The sequence below is a fragment of the Nocardioides phosphati genome, from assembly GCF_014646375.1.
Classification (GTDB): Bacteria; Actinomycetota; Actinomycetes; order Propionibacteriales; family Nocardioidaceae; genus Nocardioides; species Nocardioides phosphati.
This window is the reverse complement of sequence record NZ_BMNI01000004.1, coordinates 145,146-162,857: the sequence shown is the minus strand read 5'-3', so window position 1 is coordinate 162,857 and position 17,712 is coordinate 145,146. Positions and strand designations below refer to the sequence as shown.

Below are 17,712 nucleotides of genomic sequence, written 5' to 3'. Positions count from 1 at the left end.
ATCCTGACTGTCGTGCGTCACACCCGCTGGCGGAGGCACGCTCTAGGCTGCTGGGCGTGAGCTCCAGCGACCTGACCGTCATCGTCCTCGCCGCCGGCGGCGGCACCCGGATGAAGTCCAAGACCATGAAGGTCCTGCACCGCATCGGTGGCCGCAGCATGATCGGCCACGTCCTGACCGCGGTGCAGGCGACCGAGCCGTCGCGCATCGTCGCGGTCATCGGCACGCAGCGCGAGCAGGTCGGGCCGCACGTCCTGTCCCACGCTCCCGACGCCGTGCTCGCGGTGCAGGAGACCCAGGACGGCACGGGCCACGCGGTCCGCGTCGCGCTCGAGTCGCTGCCGGAGCAGCCGACGGGCACGGTCCTCGTGGTCACCGGCGACACCCCGTTGCTCCGCGGTGAGTCGCTCCAGGCGTTCGCCGCGGCCCACGCGGCCTCCGGCGCGGCCGTGTCGGTCCTGACCGGCACCGTCGAGAAGCCGTTCGGCTACGGCCGCATCGTCCGCAACGCGTCCGGCACCGTCGAGGCGATCGTCGAGGAGAAGGACTGCACCGACGAGCAGCGCGCGATCGCCGAGATCAACAGCGGCATCCTCGCCTTCGAGGCGGGCTTCCTCGTCGGCGCGCTCAGCCAGCTGACCAACGACAACGCCAACGGCGAGTACTACCTCACCGACACGGTCAAGATCGCCCGCGCGGCGGGCCACACGGTCGCCGCGCACCAGGTCGACGACGTCCGCGAGACCGAGGGCGCCAACGACCGCGCCCAGCTCGCCGAGCTCGGCCGCATCCTCAACCAGCGCATCGTCACGCAGTGGATGAAGGACGGCGTGACGGTGATGGACCCCGCCACCACCTGGATCGAGGCCGACGTCGTGCTCGAGCGCGACGTGACGATCCTCCCCGGCACCCAGCTCCTCGGCGCGACGAAGGTCGAGGAGGACGCCGTCATCGGCCCCGACACCACGCTCGAGGACTGCGAGATCGGCGCGGGAGCCCGCGTCGTACGCACGCACGGGCAGCTCGCCGTCATCGGCATGGAGGCGAACGTCGGCCCGTTCTCCTACCTCCGCCCGGGGACCGTGCTCGGCGCGGCCGGCAAGATCGGTGCCTTCGTCGAGACCAAGAACGCCCAGATCGGCAACCGCTCGAAGGTCCCGCACCTGTCGTACGTCGGCGACGCGGAGATCGGTGAGGACTCCAACATCGGCGCGGGCACGATCTTCGCCAACTACGACGGCGTCAACAAGCACCGCACGACGATCGGCAGCCGCACCAAGACCGGCTCGAACAACACCTTCATCGCGCCCGTCCGGATCGGCGACGACGCGATGACCGGGGGCGGCACGACCGTGCGCCAGGACGTCCCGGACGGCGCGCTCGCCGTCTCCGCCGGCCCCCAGCGCACCCTCGAGGACTGGAAGGCGCGCAAGGCCGCCGTGGTGAAGGCCGAGGAAGAGGGCGAGGACGCCTGAGGCGCGCCCGGAGGGCGCCGTCGCACGACCTGCGGCATGAGATGTCTCACGGGTGGCGCCTTCGGGTTACCAGCACGGGCTGAACCGGGGCAGAATCCTCCCCGGCGGCAACGCAAGCAACGAGGGAGCACCGGGTGACGTCCTACACCAAGACCACCGAGAAGAACCTGATGGTCTTCAGTGGCCGCGCGCACCCCGAGCTGGGTGAGGCGGTCGCTGCGCAGCTCGACGTCAGCCTCGTCCCAACCTCGGCGTACGACTTCGCCAACGGCGAGACCTACGTCCGTTTCGAGGAGTCGGTCCGCGGCTGCGACGCGTTCGTCATCCAGAGCCACACGGTGCCGATCAACTCCTGGATCATGGAGCACCTGATCATGGTCGACGCGCTCAAGCGCGCCTCCGCCAAGCGGATCACCGTGGTCATGCCCTTCTGGGGCTACTCCCGCCAGGACAAGAAGCACCGCGGCCGCGAGCCGATCTCGGCCCGCCTGGTCGCCGACCTCTTCAAGACCGCCGGCGCCGACCGCATCATCAGCGTCGACCTCCACGCCGACCAGCTCCAGGGCTACTTCGACGGTCCGGTCGACCACCTGCACGCGCTGCCGCTGCTCGCCGACTACATCAAGGAGAAGTACGGCGAGGCCGACCTCGCCGTCGTCTCCCCGGACGCCGGCCGGATCAAGGTCGCCGAGCGCTGGGCCGCGCGCCTCGGCGGCGTACCGCTCGCGTTCATCCACAAGACCCGCCGCACCGATGTCGCCAACGAGGTCGTCGCGAACCGCGTGGTCGGCGACGTCCGCGGCAAGATCTGCGTGCTGACCGACGACATGATCGACACCGGCGGCACGATCGTGAAGGCCGCCGAGGCGCTCATCAAGGACGGCGCCGAGGGCGTCGTCATCGCCGCGACCCACGCGATCCTCTCCGACCCCGCCGTCGACCGGCTGAAGAACAGCCCCGCCGTCGAGATCGTCGTCACCGACACCCTGCCGATCGAGGACGCGAAGCGCTTCGACAAGCTGACCGTCCTGTCGATCGCGCCGCTCCTGGGCAGCGCGATCCGCGCGGTCTTCGAGGACGGCTCCGTCACGTCGATGTTCGACGGCCACGCCTGATCCTGCTGATTTGTTGCCTGACCCGGGCGGACCGTACGATTCGGTCATTGCCTAGGCGAGGGAGCAGCTGCTCCGTGATCGACGGGGCCGACTGACTCTCTCGAGAGCGTCGCGCTGTCGTGCGCGGCGCTCTTCCTCGTTTCCAGGGCACATCCAGCCCCGGGCCACGTCGGCCCCGAAACACGAGGAGCCGTCATGGCCGCCGAGATCACCAACAACATCACCGCCGAGGTCCGCAACGAGTTCGGCAAGGGCGCTGCCCGCCGTGCCCGTCGCGCCGGCCTCATCCCCGCCGTCGTCTACGGCGTGGGCGAGCCGCAGCACATCAACCTGCCGGGCCACGCCACCACGATGCTCCTCCGCAAGAAGGGCACGCAGGTCGTCGCGATCCTCGACATCGAGGGCACCGAGGTCTACGCGCAGACCAAGGCCGTCCAGGTCGACCCGATCCGCCGCGTCATCGAGCACATCGACTTCGTCGTCGTCGACGCCGCTGCCGGCAAGGACGCCATCGCCGAGGCCGAGGCCGTCGCCGCTGCCGCCGAGGAGGCCGCCATCGCCGAGGCCGCCGGCGAGGTCGTCGCCGCTGCCGAGGCCGTCGTCGAGGACGCCGAGGCTGCCCAGGCGTGATCGCCTGACGCTTCTCCGCACGCGCCCCACGTCGTACGACGTGGGGCGCGTCGCATTTCGCGCCGGGCATTTCGGGCGACCGGGGGCAGGTCGGACGAACCTGTCCCGCACTCTGGTCGGCATCACCACGTGGATGGTTAGGTGGGAAGCCACGACACCAACCGTGAGGAAGAAAGAAATGTCCGAGGCAAACATCACCGCGGAGCTCCGTACGGAGTTCGGCAAGGGCGCATCCCGTCGGGCGCGCCGCGATGGCAAGATCCCGGCGGTCATCTACGGCCACGGCGAGGACCCGATCCACGTGACCCTCCCCGGTCACCAGACCACGATGGCCCTGCGCCACATGGGCACCAACGCGGTGCTCGAGCTGTCGATCGAGGGCAAGACCCAGCTCGCGCTGAGCAAGGCGGTCCAGGTCGATCCGATCCGGCGCGTCATCGAGCACATCGACTTCGTCGCTGTGCGCAAGGGCGAGAAGGTCCACGTCGACGTCCCGGTCCACACCACCGGTGAGGCTGCGAAGGAGACGCTGGTCGTCCTCGAGAACGCGACCATCCTGGTCGAGGCCGAGGCCACCCACATCCCCGAGGGCATCGAGGTCGACATCGAGGGCGCCGAGGCCGGCACCCAGATCCTCGCCGGCCAGATCACGCTCCCCAAGGGCACGTCGCTGCTCTCCGACGCCGAGCTCCTCGTCGTCCACGTGACGGCTGCTCCGACGGCCGCGCAGGTCGAGGCCGAGCTCGCCGAGGCGGAGGCGGAGGCCGGCATCGAGCACGACGCTCCGCAGGCCGAGGCCGACGCTGCCGAGGAGGCTCCCTCCGAGGAGTGACCTCACGCCGTACCTCGAGGGCCCGGTCGCACCACGCGGCCGGGCCCTCGTGCGTCCCGGCGTGCAGTAAAGCCCTGTTACTGCCACTACCGCCGCCTTGCACGACGGCGGTAGTGCCCGTAACAGGGCTTTACTGCGGCGTGGTCGCGCGACAGGGCGTCACGGCGAGGCCTCGGCGTACGGGATAATCGCGGGCATGAGTGACGACGTGTGGCTGGTGGTCGGCCTGGGCAACCCGGGCGAGAAGTACGCCGGGCACCGGCACAACGTGGGCTACCTCGTCACCGACGAGCTGGCGTCGCGGATGGGCGCAGGCTTCAAGCGTCACAAGGCCGGTCGGGCCGACGTCGTCGAGGGACGCTTCCAGCCGGGCGGTGCGCGCATCGTGCTGGCCCGCCCGCACACCTACATGAACGAGTCGGGTGGCCCGGTCAAGGCGCTGTGCAGCTTCTACAAGATCGAGCCGGACCACGTCATCGCGATCCACGACGAGCTCGACATCGACTTCGGCACGCTGCGGGTGAAGCTCGGCGGCGGCGACAACGGCCACAACGGCCTGCGCTCGATGCGCTCCAGCCTCGGCACCGGTGACTTCTATCGCGTCCGCGCGGGCATCGGCCGCCCCCCGGGTCGCCAGGAGGTGGCCGACTTCGTGCTCTCCGACTACTCCAAGACGGAGAAGAAGGAGCTGGAGTTCCAGGTCATCGACGCCGCTGACGCGGTCGAGTGCCTGGTCGCCGAGGGCCTCGAGAAGACCCAGCAGCGCTTCAACTCCTGAGCGGTACGCCGCCCGGTCGGCGTACCCCCGAGGTTCAGCCCGCGTGCCGGAAGTCGAGCACGATCCGCTGCGGGTCGGTGAGCCGGAAGATCCGGTACGGGTTGTGGCCGTCGAGGCCGAACGCGAACGACACGTAGCCCTCGAAGTCACCGGTGAAGGCGATCGCCTTGAGCGCCGGGAACCCGGGGCGGACCAGCTTCGGCCCGGTGTAGCAGGACGTGCCGTTGGCGAAGTGCGCGTACGCCGGGAAGAGGACCAGGTCCATGCCCGCCCGGATCGGCACCGTCGCGCCCGAGCCGTCGTAGTGGTGGGTGCTGACGTAGCGCGTGGTCCAGCCGGGGATCCGGCCCTCGATGTCGATGACCACCCGGTCGAAGTTGCTGTGCCGCGCGTAGCGCAGGTCGATCACGAGCGGATGGCGAGCGAGGGGATTGGTCCACGTGGTGCCGGTCGTGCGCCAGTCCGGCAGGGCCGTGGCCGGCGGGGCGACGACCGCGGCGAGCAGCAGCGACGAGACGAGAGCGGCGAGGAAGCGGAGGATGCGACGCATCATGGTGACGGCTCCTTCCGGGAGTTGGATACCTGTACGACGCCCGTTGGTCGCCGCGGGATGACACCTCCAGCACACGATTTCCCGCGTCGCGACGACAGGGCGGGATGCCCCGCTCCGGCAGGCCTGAGGTCCCGTAGGGTGACCCGCATGTCTGACTTCAAGGCGCCGTTCCCGGCGGAAGCCGCCACCGACGACCACGTCCTCGCCACCTGGCTCGCCACCGTCGCCGGCGAGCGCCTGCTCGAGGTCCGCGCGACCTCCGGGCTCGAGGGCCGTGAGCTCAAGGACGCCGGTGACAAGGCCGCGCACGACCTGCTCATGGAGCTCGTCGCGCAGCACCGCCCCGACGACGCCGTCCTCTCCGAGGAGGCGCTCGAGACCGCCGAGGACAAGACCGCCCGCCTGAGCGCCAGCCGGGTCTGGATCATCGACCCGCTCGACGGCACCCGTGAGTTCTCCGAGGTCCCGCGCGAGGACTGGGCCGTCCACGTCGCGCTCTGGCAGGACGGCGACCTGGTCGCCGGCGCCGTCGCGCAGCCCGCGCTGGGGGAGACCTTCAACACCGGTACGCCGCTCGTCGTGCCGCCCTCCACGTCCGACAGGATCCGCATCGCCGTGAGCCGCAGCCGCCCGCCGGCGTTCGTCGAGGCGCTGGCGAAGGAGCTCGACGCAGAGCTCGTGCCGATGGGCTCGGCCGGCGTGAAGGTGCTGAGCGTCGCCCGCGACATCTCCGACGCCTACGTCCACGCCGGTGGCCAGTACGAGTGGGACTCCGCCGCCCCCGTCGTCGTCGCCCGCGCGGCCGGCCTCTTCACGAGCCGCGTCGACGGCTCGGAGCTGAAGTACAACCAGGAGGACGTCTACCTCCCCGACCTGATCGTCTGCCGCCCCGAGCTCGCCGAGCGCATCGTCGCGTTCGTCAAGGAGCACGGCACCGGCGTCTGACGCCGACGTACGACGGAGGGCCCCGCGTGATCGCGGGGCCCTCCGTCGTTGGATCAGTCCTTGCAGCGGGGGCTGATCGTGGTGTGGCCGGTCCAGCGGTCGCGGTGCCCGGCGCGCGCGAGCACGAGCGTGGCATCGATCCGCACGCACTCGTAGGCCTCGAGCCGGAGCACCGTGTCGAGGGACTCCAGGGTGCGGCCGGAGAGCGTGGTCGTGTGCAGCCAGTCCTTCATCCGCAGCTGGTAGCGGACCAGCTTCCAGCCCGCGGGCGGGCGCTCCATCGACAGATTCGCGCAGGCGATGCCCCCGGCGTCGGGAGCGTCGCTGAGCGGCTCCCAGGATCGCCCGATGTCCGCGTCGACCTGGGGCAGGCCAGCGTGGGTCGGCTCGAGGTGGCCGACCACCTTCTGGTGCTGCATGCAGGTGACCCCCGGCTTCGGAGGGGCCGTGCCGGTGGCGTCCCCGTCGTCCGAGCAGGCGGTCAGGGGCAGCGCGAGGAGGAAGGCGAGGCCGAGCGCGATCCGGTGCATGGCGCAACCGTAGTGGTGGCCGGCGTCGCTGTCGGTGTGCGCCCGTAGACTTCCGGGCACCCCCACTTCCGCTGGATCTGGGGCTTTCGTGCTTGTCTTCAGGAGTCGCATCAATGGCGCAGCTGTCCGTCCTCGCCGACGCCGTCCTCGCGGAGCCGCACCTCGCCCGTGCGCTGGGCGAGGCCGCCACCACGCCCCAGCTCGAGGTCACCGGTCCCGCCGCGCTGCGCCCCTTCACGGTCGCCGGCCTGGCCCGTGCGGGCCGCACCGTGCTCGCGGTGACCGCCACCAGTCGTGAGGCCGAGGACCTCGTCTCCGAGCTCGGGTCGCTCATGAAGCCCGAGCGGGTCGCCTACTTCCCGAGCTGGGAGACGCTGCCCCACGAGCGGCTGAGCCCGCGCTCCGACACGGTCGGCCGCCGGCTCGCGGTGCTGCGCCGCCTGGTCCACCCCGAGACGGCCGAGGGCTCGACCAAGGGCCCGCTCAAGGTCATCGTCGCTCCGGTCCGCTCCGTGCTGCAGCCGCAGGTCTCCGGCCTCGCCGACCTCGTCCCCGTCGAGGTGCGCGCGGGCGAGACCCACGACGTCGAGGACGTCGCGCGCCGGCTCGCCGACGCGGCGTACTCGCGCGTCGACCTGGTCGAGAAGCGCGGGGAGTACGCCGTGCGAGGCGGCATCGTCGACGTCTTCCCGCCGACCGAGGAGCACCCGGTCCGGGTGGAGTTCTGGGGCGACGACGTCGAGGAGATCCGCAGCTTCTCCGTCGCCGACCAGCGCACGCTCGAGAAGGTCGAGCGGCTCTGGGCGCCGCCGTGCCGCGAGCTGCTGCTGACCCCCGAGGTGCGTGAGCGTGCCCGCCTCCTGGGCGAGGCGCACCCGCAGCTGCGCGAGCTCACCGAGAAGCTCGCCGAGGGCATCGCCGTCGAGGGCATGGAGTCGCTGACGCCCGCGCTCGTCGACGACATGGAGCTCCTCGTCGACATCCTCCCGGCCGCGAGCACCGTGCTGGTGCTCGACCCCGAGCGCGTGCGCGCCCGCGCCCACGACTTGGTGGCGACGGCCGACGAGTTCCTCGCCGCGAGCTGGGCGGCCGCTGCGAGCGGCGGTGAGAGCCCCATCGACCTCGGCAAGGCGTCGTACCGCGAGCTCGGCGAGGTCCGCGACCACGTCACGACGCAGTCCAAGGCCTGGTGGACCCTGAGCCCGTTCGGGATCGCCGACGAGGACGAGCTCGAGGGCGACATCGTCGTCCCTGCCCAGCCTGCCAACGCCTACCGCGGCGACATGGAAGCCGCTGTCGCCGACATCAAGGGCTGGCTGGCCGACGGCTGGACGGTCGCGATCGTCCACACCGGCCACGGCCCTGCGCAGCGCATCGTCGAGGTGCTCGCCGAGCACGACGTCGCCGCCACCCTCGGCGACCCGAAGCCGGGTGTCGTCGGCAGCCTCACCGGCTGTCTCGACCACGGCCTGGTCCACGCCGGCAGCAAGCTCGCGATCCTCACCGGCGACGACCTCACGGGCCAGAAGTCCTCCACGCGCGACATGCGGAAGATGCCCGCCCGCCGCAAGAAGCAGATCGACCCGCTGGAGCTCAAGGCCGGCGACTTCGTCGTCCACGAGCAGCACGGCGTGGGCAAGTTCATCGAGATGAAGCAGCGCGAGGTCGGCGGCGCGACCCGCGAGTACCTCGTCCTCGAGTACGGCGCCTCCAAGAAGGGCCAGCCCGCCGACCGCCTCTACGTCCCGGCCGATGCCCTCGACCAGGTCACCCGGTACGTCGGCGGCGAGGCCCCGGCGCTCGACCGGCTGGGCGGCGCCGACTGGACCAAGCGCAAGGCCCGTGCCCGCAAGGCGGTCCGCGAGATCGCGGCCGAGCTGATCAAGCTCTACGCCGCGCGGCAGGCGACCAAGGGCCACGCCTTCGGCCCGGACACCCCGTGGCAGCGCGAGCTCGAGGACGCCTTCCCGTTCCAGGAGACGCCCGACCAGCTGAGCACGGTCGACGAGGTCAAGGCCGACATGCGCAGCCACGTGCCGATGGACCGCCTGGTCTGCGGTGACGTCGGCTACGGCAAGACCGAGATCGCGGTCCGTGCGGCGTTCAAGGCGGTGCAGGACGGCAAGCAGGTGGCGGTGCTCGTGCCGACCACGCTGCTCGTGACGCAGCACCACTCGACGTTCGCCGAGCGGATGTCGGGCTTCCCGGTGAAGCTCGCGCAGCTCTCCCGCTTCCAGACCGACAAGGAGGCGAAGGAGGTGCTCGCGGGCCTGGAGAACGGCTCGATCGACATCGTCGTCGGCACCCACCGCCTGCTCGGCAACGAGGTCCGGTTCAAGGACCTGGGCCTGATCATCGTCGACGAGGAGCAGCGCTTCGGTGTCGAGCACAAGGAGCAGATGAAGCGGCTCCGCACCTCCGTCGACGTCCTCGCGATGTCCGCGACCCCGATCCCGCGCACGCTCGAGATGGCGATCACCGGCATCCGCGAGATGTCGACGATCCAGACCCCGCCCGAGGAGCGTCACCCGGTCCTCACCTACGTGGGTGCCTACGAGGACCGCCAGGTCGTCGCCGCCGTGCGTCGCGAGCTGCTGCGCGAGGGCCAGGTCTTCTACATCCACAACCGGGTGCAGTCGATCGAGAAGGCCGCCGCGCGCATCCGCGAGCTCGTGCCGGAGGCCCGCGTCGCGACCGCCCACGGCCAGATGAACGAGAAGCAGCTCGAGCAGGTGATGCTCGACTTCTGGGAGAAGAAGTTCGACGTGCTCGTCTGCACGACGCTGGTCGAGTCCGGTCTCGACGTCTCCAACGCCAACACGATGATCATCGAGCGCGCGGACATGCTCGGCCTCAGCCAGCTCCACCAGCTCCGTGGCCGCGTGGGCCGCTCCCGCGAGCGCGCCTACGCCTACTTCCTCTACCCGGGGGAGAAGCCGCTGACCGAGACCGCCCACGAGCGGCTCGCGACGCTGGCGCAGCACTCCGACCTGGGCGGCGGCATGGCGATCGCGATGAAGGACCTCGAGATCCGCGGCGCGGGCAACCTGCTCGGTGGCGAGCAGTCCGGCCACATCGCCGACGTCGGCTTCGACCTCTACGTGCGGCTCGTCGGCGAGGCGGTGGCGGAGTTCAAGGCCGACGGGTCGGCCCCCGACGTCCTCGAGGAGGTCCGCATCGAGCTGCCCGTCGACGCGCACCTGCCGCAGACCTACATCCCGACCGAGCGCCTGCGCCTGGAGATGTACAAGCGCCTGGCCGAGGTCCGTTCCGACGACGACGTCGTGGCGATCTCGGAGGAGATGCTCGACCGCTACGGCAACCCGCCGACGCAGGTCACCTCGCTGCTCCAGGTCGCGCGATTCCGGGCCCGTGCGCGGCAGGCCGGCATCTCCGAGGTGACGATCGCGGGCAAGCACGTCCGGTTCGCGCCGGTCGACCTCGCGGAGTCGAAGGTGGTCCGGCTCAACCGCATCTACAAGGGCTCGCTGGTCAAGCCGGCGACCTCGACGGTGCTGGTGCCGCGGCCGCTCACCAAGCCGATCGGCGGCCAGCCGATCCGCGACCACGAGCTGCTCGACTGGGCGCGCCTGGTGATCGACACGGTCCTCGACGCCAAGGACTGAACGCCGCGGAGAGCGGTCAATGGCCCGTTTGGACTAGACCACCTCCGGGGCCCCGGTCATGGCAGGCCTCCGTTCCTCGGGATCCGCCAACCGGCCTAGGTTGAACGCATGGAACCGGAGCGCGGCCCGGGTCCCGACATCGAGCGGCTCTGGGTCGAGGTGGAGACCGGACGCCTGGACGAGGCGGCCACCACCGCGGCGCGCCTCCTCGTCACCGCCCGCGACCGGGCCGAGCGTGCCGAGGCGGAGGGCGCGATCGCCTTCATGCTCATGCGGATGGGCCGCACGGCCGAGGCCGCGACCCGGCTCCGGTCGGCCGCCGACCTCGCCGTCGAGCCGGCGGTGAAGGGGATCCACCTGGCGCGTGCGGCCCAGGCGGTCTTCCTCACCGGCGGCATGGAGGCCAGTCAGCTCCTCGCCGCGCAGGCCCGCATCGAGGGCGAGCGTGGCCACGATCCCAACGTCGTGGCGGAGGCGAGCGCCGCCAGTGCGGCGGTGGTGCACGCGTGTGGCGATCCGGTGCGTGCGGCCCGGCTCGCCCACCGTGCACGCTCGCTCGCCGGCACCGAGGGCCCTGCGGCGACCTCGCACGCCGTCGCGGCGATGATCCTCTCCGCGGCGCTCGCGGACGCCGACCGGCTGGCGGACGCCGAGAAGGCGCTGGGCGACGCGGTGCAGGTCTGCCGCCTCGGGGGAGCCGAGCCGGCGCTGCCGCTGCTGCTGGCCTTCCGGGCCGTCGTACGGCTGCTGGGTGGGGACTGGCCCGGTGCCGAGCATGACTGCCGCGACCTCGTGTCGCTGGGGGAGTCCACCGCGCACCGGATCGCCAGCCCGGTCGGGTGGGGCGTCGGCGCGCTGATCGCGGCCGGACGCGGCGACATCGTGTCGGCGCGCCAGTTCCTGGCCGAGGCGGGCACGCACCGGCTCAGCCCCCTCGGACCGTACGGCGAGGAGTGGGTGCTGCTCGGTCGCGCAGTGACCGCGGGTGACTTCGCCGAGGGCCAACGCCACCTGGTCGGAGCCTGGTACTGCAGCCGGCAGCGCCCGTGGTTCCTGCTGTGGCGGGTGCTGGCGCCGACGCTCGTCCGCTCGTCGCTGCGGCTCGGCGAGCAGACACTCGCCGCAGACGTGGCGGGCGCAGCAGCCGAGGGGGCCGAGCTCGCCGGGGTCATCGGCGCCCACGCGTGCGCCGACCAGTGCGCCGGGCTGCTCGACGGTGACGTGGGTCTGCTCGCCCGCGCCCGCGAGGGGTACGCCGAGGCGCGACGCCCCTACTGGCAGGCGAAGGCCGACGTGGACCTGGCGCGGGCCTGGATGGACCGCGGCGACGCCCCACGGGCGGTGCAGCTCCTGCGCGAGGCGACCGACGTCTTCCACGACCTCGGGGCGACGCGCACGGCCGCGCAGGCCGGCGTGCTGCTGGCGCATGCGGCGGGGGCCCGGCCGCCGCAGCCGCGCGCGCCGCATCCGCTGGAGCGGCTCACCCGGGCCGAGCGGCTCGTCGCCGTACGGGCAGGGCGGGGGAAGACCAACCCGCAGATCGCCGACGAGCTCGCGCTCTCGACGCGGACCGTCCAGGCGCACCTGTCGAACATCTACGCCAAGCTGGCCATCGCGTCGCGGGTGCAGCTCGCCGCGGTCCTCGCGACGCACGACCTCAGCCCTCAGGCCGCGGGCCCCCAGGAGCAGGGCGCGGCAGAGGAGCCTCCGCCACGTGCTCGTGCCCTAGGCCATCTGGCCGATGCGGTCGGGGGCTGAGCAGGCGCACGGTGGCCCTCCCGCCCCGAGATGGAGAGTCCGATGCCCCAGCAGCCCGCCCCCACCACGTTCCTCCCCCGTGCAGCAGCAGGGGCTGCCGTCGTCCCCGCTCCGCGACACGCGGTGCCGGAGGCCGACCAGGCCCTCCGCCTGCTCCACCAGCGCTGGGTGACCGTCGTCGACGGCTGCCTCGAGACCGAGCTGGAGTGCGGCGACGGCGAGCCGGTCGACACGTTGCGCACGGCCTGGGCGCGGGCGCTGGAGCACTCCGGCGAGATCAAGGCGCTCCTCGACGCCCACATCGGTGAGCCGGTCCACGACCAGCTGACCGACCGCCACCTCCTCCGCCTGGCGCAGGCCGCCGGGATGCTCCGCCCGGGCCACACGCCGCGCGAGGGCCTGGACGAGGTCCAGCGTGTGCTCGCGACGGTCACGCCGGCGCGCACGGAGAAGCCCGGCTGGTTCGCCCGGCAGTGGCGCCACGTCGAGGAGGACCGGCTGCTCCGTGAGGCCCGCGGCGGCTGGTGAGCCCCGCGGCGAGATCCGTCGCCCGGCGCCACCCCGGACGGATGCGTGCGCTTTGACCGGCCACCGGGTTTGATGGCCGTCGTGAGTCCTTCCGTACGCCGCGCAGCCCTCGTCGTGACCGCCCTCGCCGCCGTCGTCCCCCTGGCCGCCTGCTCGGGCGGGCCGGACCTGCACCCCGGTGACGCCGCGGTGGTCAACGGCCATGCGATCCGGATCTCGACGGTCGACGCCTTCGCCGACGACTTCTGCGCGCTCGAGAAGCCGGGCCTGGCCCAGCAGGGCGCGGTGCTGCCGATGGCGCTCCTGCGCAGCGCTGCGGCCGAGTCCCTGGTCTCCGACGCGCTGCTCGCGGCGTTCGCGAAGGAGGCCCGCATCGACCTCGCCGAGGTGCACCGCGGCGTACGCCAGCAGCTCCGGACGTCGCTCGTCGACGTCCCCGCCGACCTGCAGGGTGCGGCGCAGAAGCGGTTCCAGCTCGAGGGTGAGCGGCGCGCGGTCCTCGAGCTCGCCGGCCGCCAGGGCGCCACCTCGCAGCAGCAGGCCATGGCCCAGGGCGCCCAGCTCTTCAACGCGTGGCGCGCGCAGCAGCACGTGACGATCGACCCGCGCTTCGGCCGGGTCGACCTCGACGCGCTCAAGTGGGACGGCGCCAACGGCTCGCTCTCGGTGCCGGCCGGCAAGACGCCCGACGCGCTCGACCAGAAGGCCGCGGCGGCGCTGCCGGCCGACCAGCGCTGCGGCACGCCAGCGTCATGACCGCCGGGGGAGAGGGGCTCGTCGAGTTCCTCGGCCTGATGCGGACCATGCGCGAGCGGTGTGCGTGGAAGGGCGCCCAGACCCACGAGAGCCTCGCGCCGTACCTGCGCGAGGAGGCCGACGAGGTGCTCGAGGCGATCGCCGAGGGAGATCCGGCCCACCTCTGCGACGAGCTCGGCGACCTGCTCCTCCAGATCTACTTCCACGCCGCGATCGCGGAGGAGGCCGGTGCCTTCGCGATGGACGACGTCGTCGCCGGCCTGACCGCGAAGATGCGCCGGCGCAACCCCCACGTCTTCGGCCCGGAGGCGGAGTCGGGTCGCACCTTCACCCTCGAGGAGATCGAGGAGCTGTGGCAGGCCGCCAAGGCCGCCGAACGCGCTACCGGTCAGTAGTGGTCCACGCGCGGCGCTGCCTCCCCAGCCCGCCGTCGTACGCCGATAGGCTGGCGCGCGACAACATCCCTGTCGTAACCCAGGAGCAAGAGTGGCTTCCATCGCTGCCGTAGGCGCCCGCGAGATCCTCGACTCGCGTGGCAACCCCACCGTCGAGGTCGAGATCCAGCTGGAGGACGGTGCGTTCGGTCGCGCCGCTGTCCCCTCCGGTGCCTCCACCGGCGCCTTCGAGGCGGTCGAGCTGCGTGACGGCGGCGACCGCTACGTCGGCAAGGGTGTCGTCGGCGCGGTCAAGGCGGTCGTCGAGGTGATCGCCGACGCGATCATCGGTCTCGACGCCGAGGACCAGCGCCTCATCGACCAGACCATGCTCGACCTGGACGGCACGGCCAACAAGGGCAAGCTCGGCGCCAACGCGATCCTGGGCGTCTCGCTCGCGGTCGCGCACGCTGCTGCCGACTCGGCCGGCCTGCCGCTCTTCAAGTACGTCGGCGGCTCCAACGCCCACCTGCTGCCCGTCCCGATGATGAACATCCTCAACGGTGGTGCCCACGCGGACACCAACGTCGACATCCAGGAGTTCATGATCGCGCCGATCGGCGCCCCGTCGTTCGCCGAGGCCCTCCGGGTCGGCGCCGAGGTCTACCACACGCTCAAGGGCGTCCTGAAGGAGAAGGGCCTGGCCACGGCCGTCGGCGACGAGGGCGGCTTCGCGCCCAACCTCGAGTCCAACCGTGCCGCCCTCGACCTCATCGCCGAGGCGATCGCCAAGGCCGGCTACGAGCTCGGCAAGGACGTCGTCCTCGCGCTCGACGTCGCCGCCACCGAGTTCTGCGAGAACGGCTCCTACACGTTCGAGGGCCAGCAGAAGTCGGCCGACGAGATGATCGCCTACTACGCGGACCTCGTCGCCAACTACCCGATCGTCTCCATCGAGGACCCCCTCGACGAGGAGGACTGGGACGGCTGGAAGAAGATCACCGACGAGCTCGGCACCAAGACCCAGCTGGTCGGCGACGACCTGTTCGTCACCAACACCGAGCGTCTGCAGCGCGGTGTCGCGGGTGGCCAGGCCAACGCCATGCTGGTCAAGGTCAACCAGATCGGCTCGCTCACGGAGACGCTCGACGCCGTCGAGTTCGCCCACCGCGCCGGCTACCGCAACATGATGTCGCACCGCTCCGGCGAGACCGAGGACGTCACCATCGCCGACCTCGCCGTCGCCACCAACTGCGGCCAGATCAAGACCGGTGCCCCGGCCCGCTCCGAGCGCGTCGCGAAGTACAACCAGCTCCTCCGCATCGAGGACCAGCTCGGCGACGCCGCGCGCTACGCCGGCGCCTCGGCGTTCCCGCGCTACCAGGGCTGATCAGCTGATGGCTGCGCAGCGTCGTACGCCGGCCGGCCGCGGGGTCTCCCGCGGCCAGGCCGGTCCGGGCCGGGGCCTCGCCGCCGGCCGTACGACGCTGCGCAACGCCGCGGTTGCCGCAGCCGCCGCGGGGCGTGAGCGCCCCCGGATCACCAGCCGGGCCGTCGTGCTCCTGCTGGTGCTCGCCGTGCTGACCGTCTCGTGGGCCTCGAGCTTCCGTGCGTGGTTCCAGCAGCGTGCCGAGATGGACTCCCTGCGCGCGCAGATCGCGCGGACGCAGGCCGACATCGACCGGCTCGAGGCGCAGAAGAAGCGCTGGAAGGACGACGCCTACGTCAAGCAGCAGGCGCGCCTCCGCTTCGGCTACGTCATGCCCGGCCAGGACAGCCTCATCGCGCTCGACGAGAACGGCAACCCGATCGGCTCGGTCGAGAAGCTGACCGACCCCGCCGACGCCCCCGGCACCGACCCCGTCGCGTGGTACTCCACCGTCTGGGACTCCGTCGAGGCGGCCGGCCACCCCGAGGAGAGCAAGTGATCGAGCAGCAGGACGTGCTCGCGGTCGAGGCCCAGCTGGGGCGCCTCCCGCGGTCCATCCACGAGATCGGCCACCGGTGCCCGTGCGGCAACCCCGACGTCGTCACCACCCCGCCGCGGCTCGACGACGGCACGCCGTTCCCCACGACGTACTACCTGACCTGCCCGCGCGCTGCGTCGAAGATCGGCACCCTCGAGGCCGACGGCGTGATGAAGGAGATGCAGGACCGCCTCGCCTCCGACCCGGAGCTGGCAGCGCGCTACCGCGCGGCGCACGAGGACTACATCGCGGCCCGCACCGAGATCGGCGAGATCGCCGGCTGCGACGTCCCCGAGATCGCGGGCATCTCCGCCGGTGGCATGCCCGACCGCGTGAAGTGCCTGCACGTCCTCGCCGGCCACTCGCTGGCGCGCGGCCGGGGCGTCAACCCGCTCGGCGACGAGGTGCTCGACCTGATCGGCGAGTGGTGGAAGCCCGGCCCCTGCGTGGGCCCGGGCACCGAGAAGCCCTTCTCCGCGTGAGCGGGGGCCTGCGGGTCGCCGCGGTCGACTGCGGCACCAACACCATCAAGCTGATGATCGCGACCCTCTCCGGGGAGGGCGCCGACGTCCACGTCCGCACCTCCCGGATGGTCCGCCTCGGCCAGGGCGTCGACAGCACGGGCCGGCTGGCCGACGAGGCGATGGAGCGCACCTTCGCCGCCATCGACGAGTACGCCGCCCTGATCCGGCAGTCCGCCGACGAGGGGCGCCCGGTCGACCGGATCCGCTTCTGCGCGACCTCGGCGACCCGCGACGCCTCCAACGGCGACGTCTTCGCTGCCGGCGTGCGCGAGCGCCTCGGCATCGATCCCGAGGTCGTCGCCGGCCAGGAGGAGGCACGCCTCTCCTTCGACGGCGCGGTGCGCAACCTGCGCTCGGCGCCGCAGGAGCCGGTGCTCGTGCTCGACATCGGCGGCGGCTCGACCGAGCTGATCCTCGGCTCGTCGGCCCCGGAGGCCGCGCACTCGATGGACATCGGCTCCGTGCGCATGCACGAGCGCCACCTGCACAGCGACCCGCCGACGGCCGCGGAGATCGCCGCTGCCGTCGCCGACATCGACGCGCACCTCGACGCCTGCCCTGTCGACGCCTCGCTGGCGCAGACGGTCGTGGGTGTCGCCGGCACGATCATCACGGTCGCTGCCGGCGTCCTCGGGCTGACGGCGTACGACCGCGACGCGATCGACCAGGCGGTCCTCGAGCGCGACGACGTGCATGCCTTCGCGCAGCGCCTGCTGGCGATGACGGTGGAGGAGCGGCTGGCACTGCCGTTCATGCACCCGGGCCGTGCCGACGTCATCGGCGCTGGCGCCCTGATCCTCGACCGCGTCCTGCTGCGCACGTCGGCGACGAGCCTCGTCGTCAGCGAGGCGGACATCCTCGACGGCATCGCCTGGAGCATGTTCCCCGGCTAGTCGATGGGCGCTGACCCCGTTTGCGCGCGCCTCCCTCGGGCAAGGGGAGGGCGTACGACGCAACGAAAGGGAGATGTCATGCGCCTGCACCGAATGAGCATGCTGGCCGCCGGAGGCGTCGGCTACGTCCTCGGGGCCAAGGCCGGCCGCGGCCGGTACGAGCAGATCCGCCACGCCATGCACGAGGCTCCGCACGCCACCGAGACGGCGAAGGAGAAGGTCATGGCGGCCGCGGAGAAGGTCCGTCACGTGACGGGCCATGCGGAGGGGGCCCACAAGGACCCGTTCGCCGTCGACCCGATGGAGCCCGAGTCGTACGACTCGCCGCTGGTCACCGAGGCAGGAGTCGCCGACATGCCCGGTGCCGGCCCTGCCGCCCCGACGTACGGCGGGATGTGGAAGGACGACCAGGGCACCCAGCACTGAGA

18 protein-coding genes are annotated in these 17,712 nt (G+C 71.8%); 16 read left to right on the top strand and 2 right to left on the bottom strand.

The features are described 5' to 3' along the window. The first annotated feature begins 56 nt into the window (after nucleotides 1–56). From glmU to pth, 5 genes are all read left to right on the top strand, one after another. Nucleotides 57–1,475, top strand: coding sequence for a bifunctional UDP-N-acetylglucosamine diphosphorylase/glucosamine-1-phosphate N-acetyltransferase GlmU (glmU, locus tag IEX47_RS10140; protein ID WP_188783893.1), 1,419 nt, complete (start codon nucleotides 57–59; stop codon nucleotides 1,473–1,475). A gap of 134 nt (nucleotides 1,476–1,609) precedes the next feature. Beyond that, entirely contained in the window at nucleotides 1,610–2,590 is a 981-nt protein-coding gene (locus IEX47_RS10135; RefSeq protein WP_188783892.1) for a ribose-phosphate diphosphokinase, read from the top strand. 195 nt (nucleotides 2,591–2,785) lie between these two features. Further along, a complete protein-coding gene (locus IEX47_RS10130; protein ID WP_188783891.1) occupies nucleotides 2,786–3,220 on the top strand; it encodes a 50S ribosomal protein L25 in 435 nt (144 codons plus the stop codon). Between the two features lie 178 nt (nucleotides 3,221–3,398). Further along, complete coding sequence (locus IEX47_RS10125; RefSeq protein ID WP_229662783.1) at nucleotides 3,399–4,052, top strand: 50S ribosomal protein L25/general stress protein Ctc; 654 nt, start codon at nucleotides 3,399–3,401, stop codon at nucleotides 4,050–4,052. A gap of 196 nt (nucleotides 4,053–4,248) precedes the next feature. Further along, the gene (pth, locus tag IEX47_RS10120; RefSeq protein ID WP_188783889.1) at nucleotides 4,249–4,830 is read left to right on the top strand and encodes an aminoacyl-tRNA hydrolase; all 582 of its coding nucleotides are present in this window, start codon (nucleotides 4,249–4,251) and stop codon (nucleotides 4,828–4,830) included. Nucleotides 4,831–4,864: 34 nt separating this feature from the next. On the opposite strand, the gene IEX47_RS10115 is transcribed toward pth, so the two are convergent. Continuing rightward, complete coding sequence (locus IEX47_RS10115) at nucleotides 4,865–5,383, bottom strand: AMIN-like domain-containing (lipo)protein (protein WP_188783888.1); 519 nt, start codon at nucleotides 5,381–5,383, stop codon at nucleotides 4,865–4,867. Nucleotides 5,384–5,530: 147 nt separating this feature from the next. On the opposite strand from IEX47_RS10115, the gene IEX47_RS10110 reads away from it, so the two are divergent. Continuing rightward, nucleotides 5,531–6,328 carry a 3'(2'),5'-bisphosphate nucleotidase CysQ gene (locus tag IEX47_RS10110; protein WP_188783887.1) on the top strand — a complete coding sequence of 266 codons (798 nt, stop codon included), beginning with the start codon at nucleotides 5,531–5,533 and terminating at the stop codon, nucleotides 6,326–6,328. A 53-nt stretch (nucleotides 6,329–6,381) separates the two neighbouring features. Here the strand turns inward: IEX47_RS10110 and IEX47_RS10105 are convergent, their stop codons facing one another. Continuing rightward, nucleotides 6,382–6,858, bottom strand: coding sequence for a hypothetical protein (locus IEX47_RS10105; protein ID WP_188783886.1), 477 nt, complete (start codon nucleotides 6,856–6,858; stop codon nucleotides 6,382–6,384). 113 nt (nucleotides 6,859–6,971) lie between these two features. Between IEX47_RS10105 and mfd the strand changes: the two genes are divergently transcribed. The 10 genes from mfd to IEX47_RS10055 all read left to right on the top strand — a co-directional run bounded on the left by mfd (nucleotide 6,972) and on the right by IEX47_RS10055 (nucleotide 17,710). Next, nucleotides 6,972–10,484, top strand: coding sequence for a transcription-repair coupling factor (mfd, locus tag IEX47_RS10100; protein ID WP_188783885.1), 3,513 nt, complete (start codon nucleotides 6,972–6,974; stop codon nucleotides 10,482–10,484). 108 nt (nucleotides 10,485–10,592) lie between these two features. Further along, complete coding sequence (locus IEX47_RS10095; protein ID WP_188783884.1) at nucleotides 10,593–12,242, top strand: LuxR family transcriptional regulator; 1,650 nt, start codon at nucleotides 10,593–10,595, stop codon at nucleotides 12,240–12,242. Nucleotides 12,243–12,284: 42 nt separating this feature from the next. Further along, nucleotides 12,285–12,770, top strand: a complete 486-nt coding sequence (locus IEX47_RS10090; protein ID WP_188783883.1) for a hypothetical protein — start codon at nucleotides 12,285–12,287, stop codon at nucleotides 12,768–12,770. 81 nt (nucleotides 12,771–12,851) lie between these two features. Further along, on the top strand, nucleotides 12,852–13,526 hold the full coding sequence (locus IEX47_RS10085) for a hypothetical protein (protein ID WP_188783882.1): 675 nt from the start codon (nucleotides 12,852–12,854) through the stop codon (nucleotides 13,524–13,526). Next, nucleotides 13,523–13,921, top strand: coding sequence for a MazG nucleotide pyrophosphohydrolase domain-containing protein (locus tag IEX47_RS10080; RefSeq protein WP_188783881.1), 399 nt, complete (start codon nucleotides 13,523–13,525; stop codon nucleotides 13,919–13,921). The genes IEX47_RS10085 and IEX47_RS10080 overlap by 4 nt, the downstream gene beginning before the upstream one ends. Before the next feature lie 91 nt (nucleotides 13,922–14,012). Then, on the top strand, nucleotides 14,013–15,290 hold the full coding sequence (eno, locus tag IEX47_RS10075; RefSeq protein WP_188783880.1) for a phosphopyruvate hydratase: 1,278 nt from the start codon (nucleotides 14,013–14,015) through the stop codon (nucleotides 15,288–15,290). Between the two features lie 7 nt (nucleotides 15,291–15,297). Next, on the top strand, nucleotides 15,298–15,828 hold the full coding sequence (locus IEX47_RS10070) for an FtsB family cell division protein (RefSeq protein ID WP_188783879.1): 531 nt from the start codon (nucleotides 15,298–15,300) through the stop codon (nucleotides 15,826–15,828). Continuing rightward, nucleotides 15,825–16,349 (top strand): DUF501 domain-containing protein, encoded by a 525-nt coding sequence (locus IEX47_RS10065; RefSeq protein ID WP_229662782.1) that lies wholly within the window; start codon nucleotides 15,825–15,827, stop codon nucleotides 16,347–16,349. Before IEX47_RS10070 ends, IEX47_RS10065 begins: the two co-directional genes overlap by 4 nt. Next, nucleotides 16,346–17,284 carry a Ppx/GppA phosphatase family protein gene (locus IEX47_RS10060; protein WP_229662781.1) on the top strand — a complete coding sequence of 313 codons (939 nt, stop codon included), beginning with the start codon at nucleotides 16,346–16,348 and terminating at the stop codon, nucleotides 17,282–17,284. Before IEX47_RS10065 ends, IEX47_RS10060 begins: the two co-directional genes overlap by 4 nt. Before the next feature lie 78 nt (nucleotides 17,285–17,362). After that, nucleotides 17,363–17,710 (top strand): hypothetical protein, encoded by a 348-nt coding sequence (locus tag IEX47_RS10055; RefSeq protein WP_188783878.1) that lies wholly within the window; start codon nucleotides 17,363–17,365, stop codon nucleotides 17,708–17,710. The last annotated feature ends 2 nt before the right edge of the window (nucleotides 17,711–17,712 follow it).